Source organism: Thermococcus sp. AM4 (assembly GCF_000151205.2).
Taxonomy (GTDB): Archaea; Methanobacteriota_B; Thermococci; order Thermococcales; family Thermococcaceae; genus Thermococcus.
Genome location: NC_016051.1, coordinates 1,905,684 through 1,918,996, shown reverse-complemented (window position 1 = coordinate 1,918,996; position 13,313 = coordinate 1,905,684). Strand labels below are relative to the sequence as shown.

Below are 13,313 nucleotides of genomic sequence, written 5' to 3'. Positions count from 1 at the left end.
TTAAACTTTTCCATGGCCTCTAAATTCGGAGAGAAGAGGCCTCATTCGGCCTCTTCCGCCTTTGCAAAGAGTTCGTCGTAAAGACCCTCGTCGATCTCCCTCTGGACTTCCCTCGGGTCCTTGCCCTCAACTGTGACGCCCATGCTCAGGGCCGTTCCTATGACCTCTTTGGAGGCGGCCTTGAGCGTCGGCGAGAGCATCTGGTCGATCTTCATCTTGGCTATCTTTATGACCTGCTCCATGGTCAGGTTTCCGACGGGGCTGTGGACGGGCTCGCTCGAACCCTTGGGAATGCCGAGTTCCTTCTTGATGAGCTGGCTCGTCGGCGGGATACCAACTTCGATCCTGAAGGTCTTCTTCTTGGGATCCTCAACGATGATCTTAACGGGAACCTGCATTCCCTCGAACTCTTTGGTGGCCTTGTTTATCTCATCGACGACCTGCTTGACGTTTAATCCGAGTGGACCGATTGCCGGACCGAGTGGGGGTCCGGGTGAGGCCTTTCCTCCCTCAACGAGGACTTCAACGACCTGTGGCATCTTTCTCACCTCTCAACCTGTAAACCGTTCACTCCTTTTGGTGCTTGCTTATAAGTCTAACGTATTCTCCCCTCACCGTAACGGGGATCGGGACTATGGCGCCGATGAGCTCAACGACGATCTCGTCCTTGCTCTCATCGACCCTAACGACCTTGGCCTTCTCGCCCTTGAACGGGCCGGAGATGAGCTCAACTATATCACCGGGCTCGAAGCCGCTGACAGCGGGCTTCTCCTCAAGGAAGTGCTCTATCTCCTCGAACCTGACCTCGCCGGGCAGGGTTCCCCTGGCGTGCCTGATGCCCTTTATCGCCTCGTCCACGGCGCTCTTGCTGGGGGCCTCGACGAAGATGTAGCCCTTAACCTTGCTCGGGGCAAGGATTGCGTAAACAGGCAGGTTGTAGGTTTTGACCTTGCTGTAGATCAGCTTCGCGGTGGTCTCCTCCTGGCCAACCGTGACCCTCACTGTGAATATCTTGCCCTCGCTCATGGAAACCACCATCAGAGCCCGGTACCCATGATCAGGTAACCGATCACAGTTATGAGCAAGCCGATTGTTCCAATTATGATCATGCCAAGCCCGGTTATCTTGGCCGCAAGCTTGTACTCCTTCCAGCTCGGCTTTCTGGTTACGAGGAGGACCCTCCTGGACTCTGAAAGGAAGTTCTTGATCTTCTCAACGTAGTTCCCGCTCATGATGAACACCCCTACTCCGCTTGCTTAAGGCGAGATTAAAAGCAAATAAAAAGGTAACGGTTTCAGAACTCCTCAAGATCGAGCCTTACTACCCTTCTCTCCTCGTCCCCGTAGGGGGAGCTCTCCTCCTCGGTGACCGCGTACGGCGAGCTGACGCCGGTGACAACGAGGAGAATCCTGATCATCTTGCCGAGCTCTTCATCGAGCTGGATACCCCAGATGACCTGCGCCTCCGGATCGAGCTTGCTGGTGACGAGTTCGATGATCTGCTGGGCCTCCTCGAGCTTGACGTCGCTGCCGCTGATGCTTATGAGAGCGCCCTTTGCACCGCTGATATCGACGTCGAGGAGCGGGCTGTTAAGGGCCTGCTGGGCCGCCTCCAAAGCCCTCTTCTCACTGTCGCTCTCGCCGATGCCTATCATCGCAACACCGCCGTCCTTCATGACGGCCCTTACGTCGTTGAAGTCGAGGTTAACCAGTCCGGGCTTGGTGATGAGCTCTGTGATACCCTTGACGGCTTGAACGAGTATCTCGTCCGCAACTTTAAAGGCCATGTGGATCGGCAGGTTCGGAGCAACCTCCATGAGCTTGTCGTTCGGGATGACGATGACTGTGTCACTGGCCTTTCTAAGCCTCTCAAGGCCATATTCAGCGTTCTTGATGCGCCTTATGCCCTCGACGGTGAAGGGCAGCGTCACGACGGACACGGTTAGGGCGCCCATCTTCTTCGCCATCTCCGCTATGACGGGAGCCGCACCGGTACCGGTTCCACCGCCGAGACCGCAGGTGACAAAGACCATATCGGCCCCTTCAAGTGCCTCCCTGATTTCCCTCTCGCTCTCCTTTGCGGCCTCCTCACCAACCTTGGGGTTGTTGCCTGCGCCGAGTCCGCGGGTGAGTTCCTTTCCTATGAGTATCTTCTTGTGAGCCCTTATCTTGAGAAGATCCTGGGCGTCGGTATTGACGGCTATTATCTTGGCCCCCTGAATGCCGACCTGCATCATCCTGTTGATAGTGTTGCAGCCGGCACCGCCGACACCAACGACGTATATCTTTGCCTGAATCTGCTCGAGAAGCCTCCTGAGCTCCTCATCAATGTCGCTCTGAACCTCAACCTGAGGCTCAGTCTTTGACTGGACGGGAGCGGCAGTTTTATCAATGGCATCCTCAATCAGTTTCAACATCTTCCGACCCTCCGGGTGCAATTTGACGCCTGCACGTAAATGCAGGCTGCAAGTATATAAACTTAGCTACATAGATGGCCAACGCTGGGTTATGTTGATCTTGAAGTCTTTAAACCTTTCGTCATTTTTTCAGTCCCGGATGAATTCAAGGCCGAGTTTCTCGGCCAGATCCCGGGCCTTCTGCCTCATCTCCCCCTTGCTCCCCTTCCAGTCCACGTATATGGCCTCAACTCCTCCAAGGGTTCTCTCGATGGCCTTCGTTAGCATGGCCTCGTCCACAGGCTGTGCGTACTTTGGGAGTATGTGACCGAAAGCCAGGTCGCCCTCAAGGGCGCGCTTGGTCTGCTTGGGCGCGTAGTGGCCGCCCCCTATTCCAAGGGCCGGCTTGAATTCGTGCTTTTTCCCGACGTTCTCAAGGACGTGAACTATGGTCTCGGCCAAAATCTCGCCCGCTCTCTCGTTAACCCACTCCTCCTCGCTCGAGCCGATCTCGATGAAAAGGCTCGGCACGTTGAGCTCGCTCGGCCCGTGGTGGGTTGCCTCGTAGCAGACCGTCCAGCCGAGATCGTTGAGCTCGCTGAGCTTGAGGAGGGCGAGCTTCATTGCAACTGGATGAGCGATTGCGAGGGAGAAGTCCTTGCCCCCGTACATGGCCTTACCCCAGTTTCCGGTCACGTGGGTTGTCAGGGCGGGCATTTTGGCCTTGCTCGCGTGCCTGGAGGCAAAGACTATGAGTTCGGGCTTGATCCCGAGCTGCTCCTCGATCGCAGAGTCCAAGTTGTCGTAGTAGATCATCTCCTCGTTGGTCGTCAGAAGGAGAACATCCCCCCACCTGAAAACGGGGTTCCCGTCAAAGAGCCAGTCCGTTTCGCTGAACCCGAAGTTCTCAACCAGCTTTCCTCTGATGTTCATCGATGCTGGATCCACCTTTGTGGACATAACGACCTTCATTCCAATCCCCACTGTTAGGTGATGGGTGGGCTTATAACGTTATAGGGGTCAGCTGAGGGCCATGTTTATTATCGTCTCCCCGATGTTCTCGAGGTACTCAAGGATTCTGCGGTAGCTCTCCTTGGCGGTCGATTCCTTGGAGTCGATGGCCTTTATCTCGTCCTTGAGGCGGAGCATGAGCTTGTCTATCTTACCGAGATCCCTGTCCGAGATCCTGTCAAGGACCTCAGTAAAGAGGGCCTTTAGGGTGGCGAAGTCCAGGGGCTCTGGAGCCTCTGAGATGCGGATTATGTGGTCCCCTATTCGTTCGATGTTGCGGACTATGAAGAGTATGCCGATCAGGTCGAAGTGCCTCCTGATGATCCCGCTCTCCTCCACCACCGTGCGCTGTGAGAGAAGCCTGTTAACCGTCCGTATTGTCAGGAAGTAAAACCTGTCAAGCTCGTTTTCGAGGTCGTGGAGGTCCCTGAGGATTTCCCTTTCCCCGGGCTTAACCGCGAGGAGTTCCAGGTCGCCGAGCATCGAGATCACGATCGAGCGGATCCTCATCAGTATCTCCGAGAGGTTCACCTCCCTCTCATCAAGGAGGCTCTTCGCTATTATCCTCGTCGGCTCGTCGAGGATTATCTCAACCCCGGGCAATCCCTGGAGTATCTTCCTGATCTTCACCTTGTAGAAGGGCATCTCCTCCGGGAAGACTATCTCGAAAGTGTCGTACCCCTGAATGTAGGCGGATATAACGAGCCTTACCGCCATGTCGGGCGAGTAGTCCTTGGATATCTCGAGCCTCTTTTTCTCGCCGACGTCCTTGGGTTCCCGGGGGAATATAGTGATACTGCCATCGGGGTTTATCACCATGGGAACTGTATCGCCCTGCCTGAGGTTGTTCTCCACAACCCACTTCTTGGGGAGGGACACTATGTATGAACTTCTGCCCGTAAACTGTATCTTCCTGAACTCCATACTGCATCCCGGAAGCTATAGAGTTGGGGGGTTAAATATATTGCGGAAAAAAGAAGAGGTCAGGAGGTAGAGACCGCACAGACTGTCGAGTTGAAGGTTATTCCAAAGGCCTTCGGATGCAGGAATTCGGCCATCTCCTCTATGGCGATCACTATCCTTGGACTGGGCCTCTGGTAGATGTTGGAATCGGTTGCCGTGTAGGCCCTCCCCTCCTTGACGGCGGTCGTTGCCGAGAGCGGACCGTTGCAGAGTTCGGTGGCGTTTATTCCCGCCGTCGGGAGGATCACTATAACGTCCGGATCCCTGGCTATAACCTGCTCCTCGCTGACCTTAACCCATCCGCCCGTGTCGTTGAAGATGTTCCTTCCGCCGGCGATGTTTATCACGCTGTCCATGAAGGTTCCCCTGCCTGCAGTCCAGTAGCCCTGGGAATAGCTAAGTATGAAGAAGACCTTGGGGCGCGGAAGGTCTCTGACCCTGGATTCAACGTAGGCTATCTCTCCCTTCATCTCGCCGATCACAAGCTTTGCCTGCTCCTCTCTGTCTGTGATCTTTCCGAGGAGCTCGATCTGCCTGTAAATCCCGTTGATGTCCTTTGGAGCGACTATGACGACGGGGGCTATCTTTTCGAGCTGGTCAAGGATCGGAACGGCGTAGTCGTCGGCTATTATGAGATCCGGGCTGAGGTTGGCTATGAGCTCAAGGTTGGCGTACTTACCGTAACCTCCAATCTTTGATATGTTCTTCACAGCCGGGGGCCAGTCGGCCCACTTTGTAACGCCCACGAGCTTATCGCCGGCCCCGATGTAGAACAGCGTCTCGGTTATGCTCGGTGCGAGGGAAACTATCCTCTGGGGCTCCTTCGGTATGGTAACAGTCCTGTTCATGAAGTCCGTTATCGTCATCGGGTACTTCTCCTGGAACGCCTCCGGATGGAGGAGCTTCGCCAGCGTCTCAAGGCCCCTGATCAGCCTCGGACTCGGGTGGAGAATATCGTTCTCGTTCTCTATCATGTAGATCCTTCCGCTCCTCGCGGCAGACGTTCCGGCGAACTTCTGGAAGGCATCGTCCAGCTTCATGCCGCAGTGGGGGGTGAGGATGATAACCTCCGGATCCCTGGCTATAACCTGCTCCATGCTAACGGTCGGCCATCCGCTTGTGTCGTTGAAGATGTTCCTTCCGCCGGCGATGTTTATGATGTCGCTGATGAAGGTATCGCCGCCGGCAGTGGTCAGTGGATCGCCCCAGACAACGTAGAACACCTTAACCTTCTTGAAGCCAGATACCGCGGAGCCGAGCTCCTTAAGCTGGACAACGAACCGTGCGGAGACTTCATCGGCCTTGGGCTCGACATTGAAGATCTTTCCAAGGAGCTTGAGAGCCTTGGGAATATCGCCTACACTGTGGGGGTCCACAATAACGACGGGGGCAATCTTCTCGAGCTGATCGAGGATCGATAGGGAGTAACTGTCCGCGAGTATCAGATCCGGACTGAGGTTGGCTATGAGCTCAAGGTTGGCGTACTTACCATAACCGCCGATCCGTGTTACGTTGGCGACCTCCGGGGGGAAGTCGTCAAACCTAGTAACCCCCACGATCCGGTCAAAGAGGCCGAGGTAGTAGAGATCCTCGGTTATGGAAGGGGCAAGGGTGACAACCCTCTTTGGTTCCTTCTCGATCGTAACGGTCCTGTTTGCGAAATCCGTTATAGTTAATGGGTAGTATGGCTTTTCGGTCTGGGTTTGCTTGGGGGTAGTTGTAGTTGGGGTCGTGGAAGGAGTAGTTGTTGATTCAGAGGTGGAGGCAGAGGTCGTGGTGGTAGGGCTCTGCTCAACGCTCGAGGTGCTGGAAGGGCTGGGGCTTGAGGTTCCTGAACCGCTTATGCAGCCTAGGGCTACAACCGAGCCCACCATGATCAGGAGGAGAAACAAAACCGTCGCCTTTTTCATCTTCACCACCTGGATTAATTGTCCAGCAAGAAAAGGGCGAAGGCATATATTAAGGTTTTGGATATATCGTCCAAGAAGGCAACGGTTGGGAATGGTGGGGCCGCCGAGATTTGAACTCGGGTCTCCGGCTCCCGAAGCCGGAAGGATAGACCAAGCTACCCCACGGCCCCCCGAGAAACTGGAGCCCCGGGCGGGGTTTGAACCCGCGACCTGCCGCTTACCAAGCGGCCGCTCCACCAGGCTGAGCCACCGGGGCGTCGATGATACGATGAAGCCGAGCATTTATAAATTTTTCTCTTCCCGGACTTTCTCGACGAGCTCCTCAAGGACGTCCTTGAACTTGGCCGCGTCTATCCATTTGATGCCCATTTTCTGAGCCCAGGTCAATATCCCAACGTCTGCAGAAACTATGATCGCGTCGAGTTCCTTGGCCAGGAGGATAAGCTCAAAGTCCTCCTTGCTGTCAACTATCCCCTCCCGGAGGGCCTTGCGGTAGTTCCTTCTAAGCTTCTGGATGATCTTATCAACGTTATCCGTCTCGATCACGCTCTCTCTCACGGCCTTCTCAGCAACCCTGAGCCCCTTGTCTATCCTCCTCCTGATGTCGTCTATAAGCTCGTACACCACGAAGGCCGGGATCTTTATGTCGTGAACGTTTGGGGGCTTCTTTATTATGTACAGCTCGAGTTCGGGCGATACATCCTCCTCATCCACGAAGTTCATGACCTCCCTGTATATCCCGGGCGGCATGTAGAACTCCACCTTACCGAAGAGGGCCTTGGCGTACTCGAGAAAGGACTTAACTGCCTCGGTCGGGTTTCTGCCAAAGGCCGACCTGATGTCGGGATTGACGAAAATGCTCGTGTCGAGAACGAACCTCATGGTCTACCCCGATAAAGGTTGATGTCCAACGTTAAAAACAGTTGTGGAGGGCATGACTGTTACCAAAGGTTTATAGTAGGTTTTTGACAAACCGCTTACGGGTGAGAACATGAGGAGGGCCCAGGCCGCCATTGAGTACCTCATGATGATCGCGGTGGCGCTCATGATGGTCGCAATAGTTATCAGGTACGTCAGACAGGCGGCAGAGCAGGCTGGTAAAACAATCAACGAGTCTTCAAAGACCCTCTCAGAGTACCTGAGGAAAGAGTGGAGTAACGTGAGCGGCGGTTGAACCGAAAGTTGATGTTTTCCCATTCCCACAATTCAAGCACGGGGTTTTCTCTATATCAACCTCGATGACATGTAGCGATCTATCCGGTGATTCAAGGGTTCTTACGCGTCCGATCCCGAAAACTTTATATAGGGCGTTAGACCTAAAATAAAGTGCAAAAGACTCCTAAACAACTGGATGGAGGTGTATGAAATGGCTGAGTTGCCAATTGCCCCGGTTGACAGGCTTATAAGGAAGGCCGGTGCCGCCCGCGTCAGCGAGGAGGCCGCCAAGGTCCTCACCGAGCACCTCGAGGAGAAGGCCATCGAGATCGCCAAGAAGGCCGTTGAGCTTGCCCACCACGCCGGCAGGAAGACCGTCAAGGCCGAGGACATCAAGCTCGCCATCAGGAGCTGATGCCCTTTCCCTCTCTTTTACCAGAGTTTTACCCTTTTCACCGAGGGCTCTTCACCCGTTCTTAGAACGGCAAAGCCTGCATCGTCCCACCTTGGAAACGTCGGGGAGCCCGGATTGAGCAGGTAAACTTTTCTTCCGTAAAGGCTGAAGGAGTCGAAGTAGAAGCGGTGCGTATGGCCGAAGACGAGAATATCAACTTCCATGTCGAGGGCCTTAAGGCTCAAAAACTGCGCGTTAAGGCTCAAGAGCTGATGGCCGTGAATCATGCCTATCCTGAGCCGATCTGCCTCGACCGTCTCCTCCTCGGGAAGGTGCAGGTAATCGACGTTTCCCCTGACTGCAATGACGGGGGCAATTTCCTCGAGCGTCTCCAGAACGGACGGATCCGTTATATCTCCAGCGTGAAGGATGAGCTCCGGAGCGACGTTTCGCATTTTCTCAATAAGAACGGGGGGAAGGGCCCTCGCCTTGTCCCCAACGTGGGTATCGCTGAGAACCGCGATCCTCAAAAAGAAACACCTCACATCGGAACCTTGATGTTGAGCTTCTCGACGAGCTCCTTATAGCGGTTCCTGACCGTGACCTCTGTGACGTGGGCGACCTCAGCCACTTCGCGCTGGGTCTTCTTTTCCCCCTCGAGGAGCGAGGCAACGTACAGGGCCGCAGCCGCGAGCCCCGTCGGACCCTTACCGCTTGTGATGCCCCTCTTTATGGCCTCCTGGAGGATCTCCTTGGCGCGCTGCTTGGTCTTGGAGCTCACGCCAAGGGCGTCGCCGAATCGATCGACGTAATCGATCGGGCTCGTTGGGCGGAGGTTGAGGCCCAGCCCCCGGGCCATAAAGCGGTAGCTCCTCCCGATTTCCTTCTTCGTGACCTTTGAAACCCTCGCTATCTCGTCAAGGGTCCTTGGAATGCCCTCCATTCTGCATGCCGCGTAGAGGGCGGCGGAAACCATGCCCTCGATCGACCGCCCGCGGATTAGCTTCTTCATGACGGCCTTGCGGTAGAGTGCGGCTGCGGCTTCCTTCACGCGTCTAGGGAGCCTCATCTGCGCCGCCATTCTGTCGAGTTCGCTCAGGGCAAAGGCGAGGTTTCTTTCCGCGGCGTCGTTTATCCTCATCCTCCTCTGCCACATGCGGAGCCTTCTGAGCTTGCTCCGGTACATGCCGGTTATCTGATTGCCGTGTATGTCCTTGTCGCGCCAGTCTATGTCGGTCGAGAGGCCCTTGTCGTGTATCATCAGCGTCATCGGCGCACCTGTTCTCGCGCGCCTGGCCCTCTGATCCGGATCGAAGGCCCTCCACTCCGGCCCCTCATCGATTACGTTCTCCTCAAGCACGTAGCCGCAAACCCTGCAGACGAGCTCTCCCCTCGTCCTGTCGAAGAAAAACTCCGTTGAACCACAAACCGGACACACCCTCTTATCGGCCAAAGGTTCTCACCCCCTTCTCTTGGGGGTGGGGCGTCTGGGACGCCTCTTCTTGGGCCGGGTCTCCTTCCCCTTTTTCCTGGTTCTATTATCAACGTACAGAACAGAGCCCACGTAGCTTTCGGGCTTCTTTACCCTGGGTTTCACTGCAACGAAAGGTGCCTTCACGGGACCAAAAACATCCTTGATAACACCAACAAAGGTGAGATCCTTGTCAACGACACGATCGTTCAAACTGGGCACCCAGTTCGTCCTGATTATCAGAAACCCCTGCTTCGCGTAGTGAGAAACCCTCCCGAGTCGCTTCATAGCCCCACCCCAAAAGGCCATCTCCTTTTAAACTTTTCGCTCAATTCATTTATAAGCTTTTCGGTAATTTCCGAAAGGCTTTTATTTGGGAGTGATCTAGAAGTTAAATTTGAGCCCCTTTTTGAGTGTCCACCCCTCTCGCTTCTTGGACAAAAATTTGTTAAGAAAAGGTTTAAAAAAGCACTTTTTTAGCAGTAATCAGTCAATGGGGGGTGGTGAAATGAAAGCCCTTGAGAGGTATTTTGAGTTCGATCGGTACGGAACGAACATGAAGACGGAAGTGCTCGCGGGGATCACAACGTTCATGACGATGGCGTACATACTCTTCGTTAACCCCAAGATCCTCAGTGCGGCGATGGGGGCTAAAGCGTTTGACTCCCTCGTGGCGGTAACTGCCCTCGCTGCAGGTATTACGACCCTCATAATGGGCCTCTACGCCAAAAAGCCCTTCGCCCTGGCCCCGGGCATGGGACTCAACGCCTACTTCGCCTACACCGTTGCGCCAAAATACGGCTGGAAGGTCGCCCTCGCGGCGGTCTTCGTCGAGGGCATAATCTTCATCATCCTCAGCATAACGAAGGTCAGGAGCGCGATAATACACGCGATACCCCTCAGCCAGAAGTACGCGGTTGGAGCTGGAATCGGCCTGTTCCTCACGTTCATAGGCCTCAACGACATGGGACTCCTAACGGCCGCCACCAACAAGGGAGTTCTGCTCTTCACTGGCCTTAACGCCTCTGCCCTTGCAACCAAGGCCGGACTGCTGTTCTTCTTCGGCCTCTTCCTGGCGGGAATACTCATAGCCCTCCGCGTTAAGGGGGCCCTGCTTATCTCGATACTAACGACCAGCGTATTGGGCTGGATTACCGGAGCGGCCAGCTGGCCGACGAAGCTCTTCTCAACTCCCGACATAAGCTACACCTTCATGAAGATGGACCTGCACGGCCTGATCAACGTGGGAGCCCTTGGAGTCGTCTTCGCGTTCTTCATGGTGGACTTCTTCGACACCCTTGGAACCGTAACGGGACTGAGCGCCAAAGCGGGCTTCCTCACGAAGGACGGCAAAGTGCCCGATGCAGAGAAGGTTCTCCTCACAGACGCGATAGGAACCACCCTCGGAGCCGTTCTCGGAACCTCGACGGTGACAACTTACATAGAGAGCGCCGCGGGTATAGAGGAAGGCGGAAGGACCGGAATGACGGCGGTGGTGACGGGGCTTCTCTTCCTGGCGATAGGCCTCTTTATAGCCCCACTCGCGGGGGCGATACCGACATTTGCAACGGCTCCAGCTCTGGTGATAGTGGGCTACTACATGCTCAGCGCCATAAGGGAGGTTGACTTCTCGGACCACACCGAGGCCATTCCGGCCTTCCTCGTCCTCATAACGATCCCGTATACCTACTCCATAGCGGACGGCATTGGAATGGGCTTCATAAGCTACACACTGCTGAAGGTCTTCAGCGGCCGCTGGAGAGAAGTTCACCCGCTCATGTACGTTCTGGCGGTTGTTTTCCTGCTCTACTTCGCCTACCTGGGCGGAGTCTTCTGACTCTTTTTTTAATTTCGGAATTCGGAAGAAGAGAATCGCGGACGAAAAATCAGCCTTCTCCCAGCTTCTCCTTAACGAACTGCTTTATCGCGTACGGGCACTGTTCGCGTATGAACTGGGCGAACTCCTTCATCCTCCTGACGGTTTCCTCGTGCACGTAGTGCTCGAACTGGCAGGCGTCTTCCTCGGCTATCTCGGGCGGAATTCCAAGTATCTCCACGAAGAACTCGGTTAGAAACCTGTGCTTGGCGTAGGTTTTTTCGGCTATTCTCTTGCCCTCCTCCGTGAGGAGAATCCTGTCGTACTTCTCGTACTCCACCAGACCCTTGCTGCTCAGCTTTTTGAGGGCATCGATGACGCTTGGAGGCTTGACGTTCATTCTCTTGGCGATGTCTTTAACCCGGATTATACCCTTGCTCTTGTAGAGGAGGTACATGGTCTCGAGGTACTCTTCCTCTCGCTTGCTAACCTCCAACGGCCTCACCTGAGTTAGGATAACCAAAAATGTTTAAGTAGTTTTCGGGATCAGGGGACCACCTCGATCTCTACCGGCTCTCCCGAGCTAAGAAACGCCCTAACGTCCGAAGGGGTGAATGGATAGCAGATGATCAGGTGAACGCCCCCGAACTTTGAGAAAAACCAGAGATCCTGCCGGGAGGGCCAGCATACGTGGTCCGGGTGAGAATGGACCGTTCCCTTAACATCGTCGTCCAGCGGAAGCATCCACGTGTTGAAAAACGCCGAGGTTCTACCAAAGTGACCCGCCGGGGCTATGAGAACCTCCTCGAAGATCCCATCCTTCTCCCGGAGAAATCCCGCGAACTCGTTTGGATAAAAGCTCCTCGCGAGTTCTAAGAGGTACTCGAGGAGTTCCTCACGTATCCTAACCTTCTCGACCAACTTCAGCCCTCCAAAAATTGAAAAATCAGAGCACGGCTATCGCCTCAATCTCAACCTCAACCCCCTTGGGCAGGTTGGAAACCTCAACAACCGCTCTTGCAGGCTTTGCTCCGCTGAAGAACTCAGAGTAAACCTCGTTGAACTCCCCGTATTTGCCAATGTCCCTCAGATAGACCGTTACCTTAACCACGTTCTCAACGCTTCCTCCAGCGGCTTCAACAACGGAGAGGAGGTTTTCAATGGCCCTCCTGGCCATTTCCTTGAACGTCCCCTTAACCAGCTCACCGGTCTCGGGATCCAGGGGGATCTGGCCCGAAACAAAGAGCAGCCTGCCCGAGGCGACGACGCCCGGGCTGTACGGCCCGATGGGGGAAATCCCCTCGGGAAACACGAACTCCTTCTCCATCTCGATCACCTCAGCGAAGCGAAGATTCCTCATCCTTTCGTCGGGTGTCCTCGGCCTCATCATGGCTTCTTTTCAAGATACTTCTCCAGGCTCTTGGCCGGCACGTCCAGTGAAAGACCGATGAGCTCGAGGGCCTTTCTGAGGGCGTAAACCCTCGCGTGCTCCTCGAAGCCGGGGGCGAACTCTGAGGGCTGGAAGTTGAGGTACCTCTCAACGACGGACGGGATCTCCGATTTCTTCACCTTCTTCCTGGGCCCGAACCACTCCTCAATGCCCTTCACATCTATGCCCGCGTAAGCCGGGAGCTTAAGGGTCACCGTTTCGTTTATGCTCGCGAGCAGCCTGGCAACGTCCACCTTCTGGGTTGAGTCGTCTATTATGAGCCTCTTGACGACTATCCACCTGCCGTGCTTGGCCGTGAAGTTAACGTGGTCTTCGGGGAAAGGAAACATCACGCGGACCTCTTCGAGCAGACCGTCGGGATAGTCCACGGGGACGAACCTCGAGAGGGTAAGCCTGACCAGCAGCGCCTTTGCGGCATCAACCAGGAGTTTCTTGAGCTTCTTATCCTCCTCGAAGACGAGTGCCCCGAGTTTCCTCGAGGTGCCCGGAGACTTGAGGGAAACTATAACCTTCGTAAGATCGCCGTCAAACCCCTCGGCGAGGCTCATTATCCCAGCAACGTTCATAACATCCGTCAGGTACTCTGGAATTTTGGAGTTAACCGTGTTGGCAACCCTCGCCAGGAAACGGGCGACCCCTTCGTCCTCCATATCCATCAGCCTGTCCGCAACCTTCCAGTTTCCGTGCTTTGCCGTGAACATGACGTGGTCTTCAACAGCCCGAGGCATCTTTCATCCCCAGAAGCTAA

General features: G+C 55.1%; 18 protein-coding genes and 2 tRNA genes. 3 read left to right on the top strand and 17 right to left on the bottom strand.

Features of this window, described 5'->3' with window-relative positions; all coding sequences use genetic code 11:
* Positions 1–41: 41 nt before the first annotated feature.
* From TAM4_RS10530 to TAM4_RS10485, 10 genes are all read right to left on the bottom strand, one after another.
* Positions 42–539, bottom strand: a complete 498-nt coding sequence (locus tag TAM4_RS10530) for a 50S ribosomal protein L11 (protein WP_014123211.1) — start codon at positions 537–539, stop codon at positions 42–44.
* A 28-nt stretch (positions 540–567) separates the two neighbouring features.
* A complete protein-coding gene (locus tag TAM4_RS10525; protein WP_014123210.1) occupies positions 568–1,026 on the bottom strand; it encodes a transcription elongation factor Spt5 in 459 nt (152 codons plus the stop codon).
* An 11-nt stretch (positions 1,027–1,037) separates the two neighbouring features.
* Positions 1,038–1,232, bottom strand: coding sequence for a protein translocase SEC61 complex subunit gamma (locus TAM4_RS10520; protein ID WP_014123209.1), 195 nt, complete (start codon positions 1,230–1,232; stop codon positions 1,038–1,040).
* Positions 1,233–1,294: 62 nt separating this feature from the next.
* Positions 1,295–2,416, bottom strand: a complete 1,122-nt coding sequence (ftsZ, locus tag TAM4_RS10515) for a cell division protein FtsZ (protein WP_014123208.1) — start codon at positions 2,414–2,416, stop codon at positions 1,295–1,297.
* Between the two features lie 129 nt (positions 2,417–2,545).
* Positions 2,546–3,367, bottom strand: a complete 822-nt coding sequence (locus tag TAM4_RS10510) for a D-aminoacyl-tRNA deacylase (RefSeq protein ID WP_014123207.1) — start codon at positions 3,365–3,367, stop codon at positions 2,546–2,548.
* Positions 3,368–3,415: 48 nt separating this feature from the next.
* A complete protein-coding gene (locus TAM4_RS10505; protein ID WP_014123206.1) occupies positions 3,416–4,330 on the bottom strand; it encodes a phosphate uptake regulator PhoU in 915 nt (304 codons plus the stop codon).
* 59 nt (positions 4,331–4,389) lie between these two features.
* Positions 4,390–6,279, bottom strand: coding sequence for an ABC transporter substrate-binding protein (locus TAM4_RS10500; protein ID WP_014123205.1), 1,890 nt, complete (start codon positions 6,277–6,279; stop codon positions 4,390–4,392).
* Between the two features lie 92 nt (positions 6,280–6,371).
* Positions 6,372–6,449 (bottom strand) — tRNA-Pro (locus tag TAM4_RS10495).
* A gap of 9 nt (positions 6,450–6,458) precedes the next feature.
* A tRNA-Thr gene (locus TAM4_RS10490) sits at positions 6,459–6,535 on the bottom strand.
* Between the two features lie 26 nt (positions 6,536–6,561).
* Positions 6,562–7,161, bottom strand: coding sequence for an RNA ligase partner protein (locus TAM4_RS10485; RefSeq protein WP_014123204.1), 600 nt, complete (start codon positions 7,159–7,161; stop codon positions 6,562–6,564).
* Positions 7,162–7,270: 109 nt separating this feature from the next.
* Between TAM4_RS10485 and TAM4_RS10480 the strand changes: the two genes are divergently transcribed.
* Together TAM4_RS10480 and hpkB are read left to right on the top strand one after the other, a co-directional pair.
* Positions 7,271–7,453 carry a class III signal peptide-containing protein gene (locus tag TAM4_RS10480; RefSeq protein ID WP_014123203.1) on the top strand — a complete coding sequence of 61 codons (183 nt, stop codon included), beginning with the start codon at positions 7,271–7,273 and terminating at the stop codon, positions 7,451–7,453.
* A gap of 192 nt (positions 7,454–7,645) precedes the next feature.
* Positions 7,646–7,849 (top strand): archaeal histone HpkB, encoded by a 204-nt coding sequence (gene hpkB, locus TAM4_RS10475; RefSeq protein WP_014123202.1) that lies wholly within the window; start codon positions 7,646–7,648, stop codon positions 7,847–7,849.
* A 17-nt stretch (positions 7,850–7,866) separates the two neighbouring features.
* Here the strand turns inward: hpkB and TAM4_RS10470 are convergent, their stop codons facing one another.
* Genes TAM4_RS10470 through TAM4_RS10460 form a run of 3 tightly spaced genes read right to left on the bottom strand, consistent with a single transcriptional unit; the run spans position 7,867 to position 9,587 of the window.
* On the bottom strand, positions 7,867–8,358 hold the full coding sequence (locus tag TAM4_RS10470; RefSeq protein ID WP_014123201.1) for a metallophosphoesterase: 492 nt from the start codon (positions 8,356–8,358) through the stop codon (positions 7,867–7,869).
* Between the two features lie 11 nt (positions 8,359–8,369).
* Positions 8,370–9,281 carry a transcription initiation factor IIB gene (locus tag TAM4_RS10465; RefSeq protein ID WP_014123200.1) on the bottom strand — a complete coding sequence of 304 codons (912 nt, stop codon included), beginning with the start codon at positions 9,279–9,281 and terminating at the stop codon, positions 8,370–8,372.
* Positions 9,282–9,287: 6 nt separating this feature from the next.
* Positions 9,288–9,587, bottom strand: a complete 300-nt coding sequence (locus TAM4_RS10460; protein ID WP_014123199.1) for a Gar1/Naf1 family protein — start codon at positions 9,585–9,587, stop codon at positions 9,288–9,290.
* 220 nt (positions 9,588–9,807) lie between these two features.
* Here TAM4_RS10460 and TAM4_RS10455 point away from each other — a divergent pair, with 220 nt between their 5' ends.
* Positions 9,808–11,136 carry an NCS2 family permease gene (locus tag TAM4_RS10455; protein ID WP_014123198.1) on the top strand — a complete coding sequence of 443 codons (1,329 nt, stop codon included), beginning with the start codon at positions 9,808–9,810 and terminating at the stop codon, positions 11,134–11,136.
* A gap of 49 nt (positions 11,137–11,185) precedes the next feature.
* Here the strand turns inward: TAM4_RS10455 and TAM4_RS10450 are convergent, their stop codons facing one another.
* Genes TAM4_RS10450 through TAM4_RS10435 form a run of 4 tightly spaced genes read right to left on the bottom strand, consistent with a single transcriptional unit; the run spans position 11,186 to position 13,293 of the window.
* Entirely contained in the window at positions 11,186–11,611 is a 426-nt protein-coding gene (locus tag TAM4_RS10450) for a metal-dependent transcriptional regulator (RefSeq protein ID WP_014123197.1), read from the bottom strand.
* A gap of 50 nt (positions 11,612–11,661) precedes the next feature.
* Complete coding sequence (locus tag TAM4_RS10445; protein ID WP_014123196.1) at positions 11,662–12,036, bottom strand: Mov34/MPN/PAD-1 family protein; 375 nt, start codon at positions 12,034–12,036, stop codon at positions 11,662–11,664.
* Positions 12,037–12,061: 25 nt separating this feature from the next.
* On the bottom strand, positions 12,062–12,442 hold the full coding sequence (locus TAM4_RS10440; protein WP_014123195.1) for a RidA family protein: 381 nt from the start codon (positions 12,440–12,442) through the stop codon (positions 12,062–12,064).
* A gap of 59 nt (positions 12,443–12,501) precedes the next feature.
* Positions 12,502–13,293 carry a DUF2666 domain-containing protein gene (locus TAM4_RS10435; protein WP_014123194.1) on the bottom strand — a complete coding sequence of 264 codons (792 nt, stop codon included), beginning with the start codon at positions 13,291–13,293 and terminating at the stop codon, positions 12,502–12,504.
* Between the last annotated feature and the right edge of the window lie 20 nt (positions 13,294–13,313).

Bases quoted from the DNA above. Each gene is read 5' to 3' on its own strand.
- TAM4_RS10530 (WP_014123211.1), bottom strand. From the start codon at position 539: ATGCCACAGGTCGTTGAAGTCCTCGTTGAGGGAGGAAAGGCCTCACCC.
- TAM4_RS10485 (WP_014123204.1), bottom strand. From the start codon at position 7,161: ATGAGGTTCGTTCTCGACACGAGCATTTTCGTCAATCCCGACATCAGG.
- TAM4_RS10510 (WP_014123207.1), bottom strand. From the start codon at position 3,367: ATGAAGGTCGTTATGTCCACAAAGGTGGATCCAGCATCGATGAACATC.
- TAM4_RS10500 (WP_014123205.1), bottom strand. From the start codon at position 6,279: ATGAAAAAGGCGACGGTTTTGTTTCTCCTCCTGATCATGGTGGGCTCG.
- ftsZ (WP_014123208.1), bottom strand. From the start codon at position 2,416: ATGTTGAAACTGATTGAGGATGCCATTGATAAAACTGCCGCTCCCGTC.
- TAM4_RS10440 (WP_014123195.1), bottom strand. From the start codon at position 12,442: ATGGAGAAGGAGTTCGTGTTTCCCGAGGGGATTTCCCCCATCGGGCCG.
- TAM4_RS10505 (WP_014123206.1), bottom strand. From the start codon at position 4,330: ATGGAGTTCAGGAAGATACAGTTTACGGGCAGAAGTTCATACATAGTG.
- TAM4_RS10455 (WP_014123198.1), top strand. From the start codon at position 9,808: ATGAAAGCCCTTGAGAGGTATTTTGAGTTCGATCGGTACGGAACGAAC.
- TAM4_RS10460 (WP_014123199.1), bottom strand. From the start codon at position 9,587: ATGAAGCGACTCGGGAGGGTTTCTCACTACGCGAAGCAGGGGTTTCTG.
- TAM4_RS10525 (WP_014123210.1), bottom strand. From the start codon at position 1,026: ATGAGCGAGGGCAAGATATTCACAGTGAGGGTCACGGTTGGCCAGGAG.
- TAM4_RS10435 (WP_014123194.1), bottom strand. From the start codon at position 13,293: ATGCCTCGGGCTGTTGAAGACCACGTCATGTTCACGGCAAAGCACGGA.
- TAM4_RS10480 (WP_014123203.1), top strand. From the start codon at position 7,271: ATGAGGAGGGCCCAGGCCGCCATTGAGTACCTCATGATGATCGCGGTG.
- TAM4_RS10520 (WP_014123209.1), bottom strand. From the start codon at position 1,232: ATGAGCGGGAACTACGTTGAGAAGATCAAGAACTTCCTTTCAGAGTCC.
- hpkB (WP_014123202.1), top strand. From the start codon at position 7,646: ATGGCTGAGTTGCCAATTGCCCCGGTTGACAGGCTTATAAGGAAGGCC.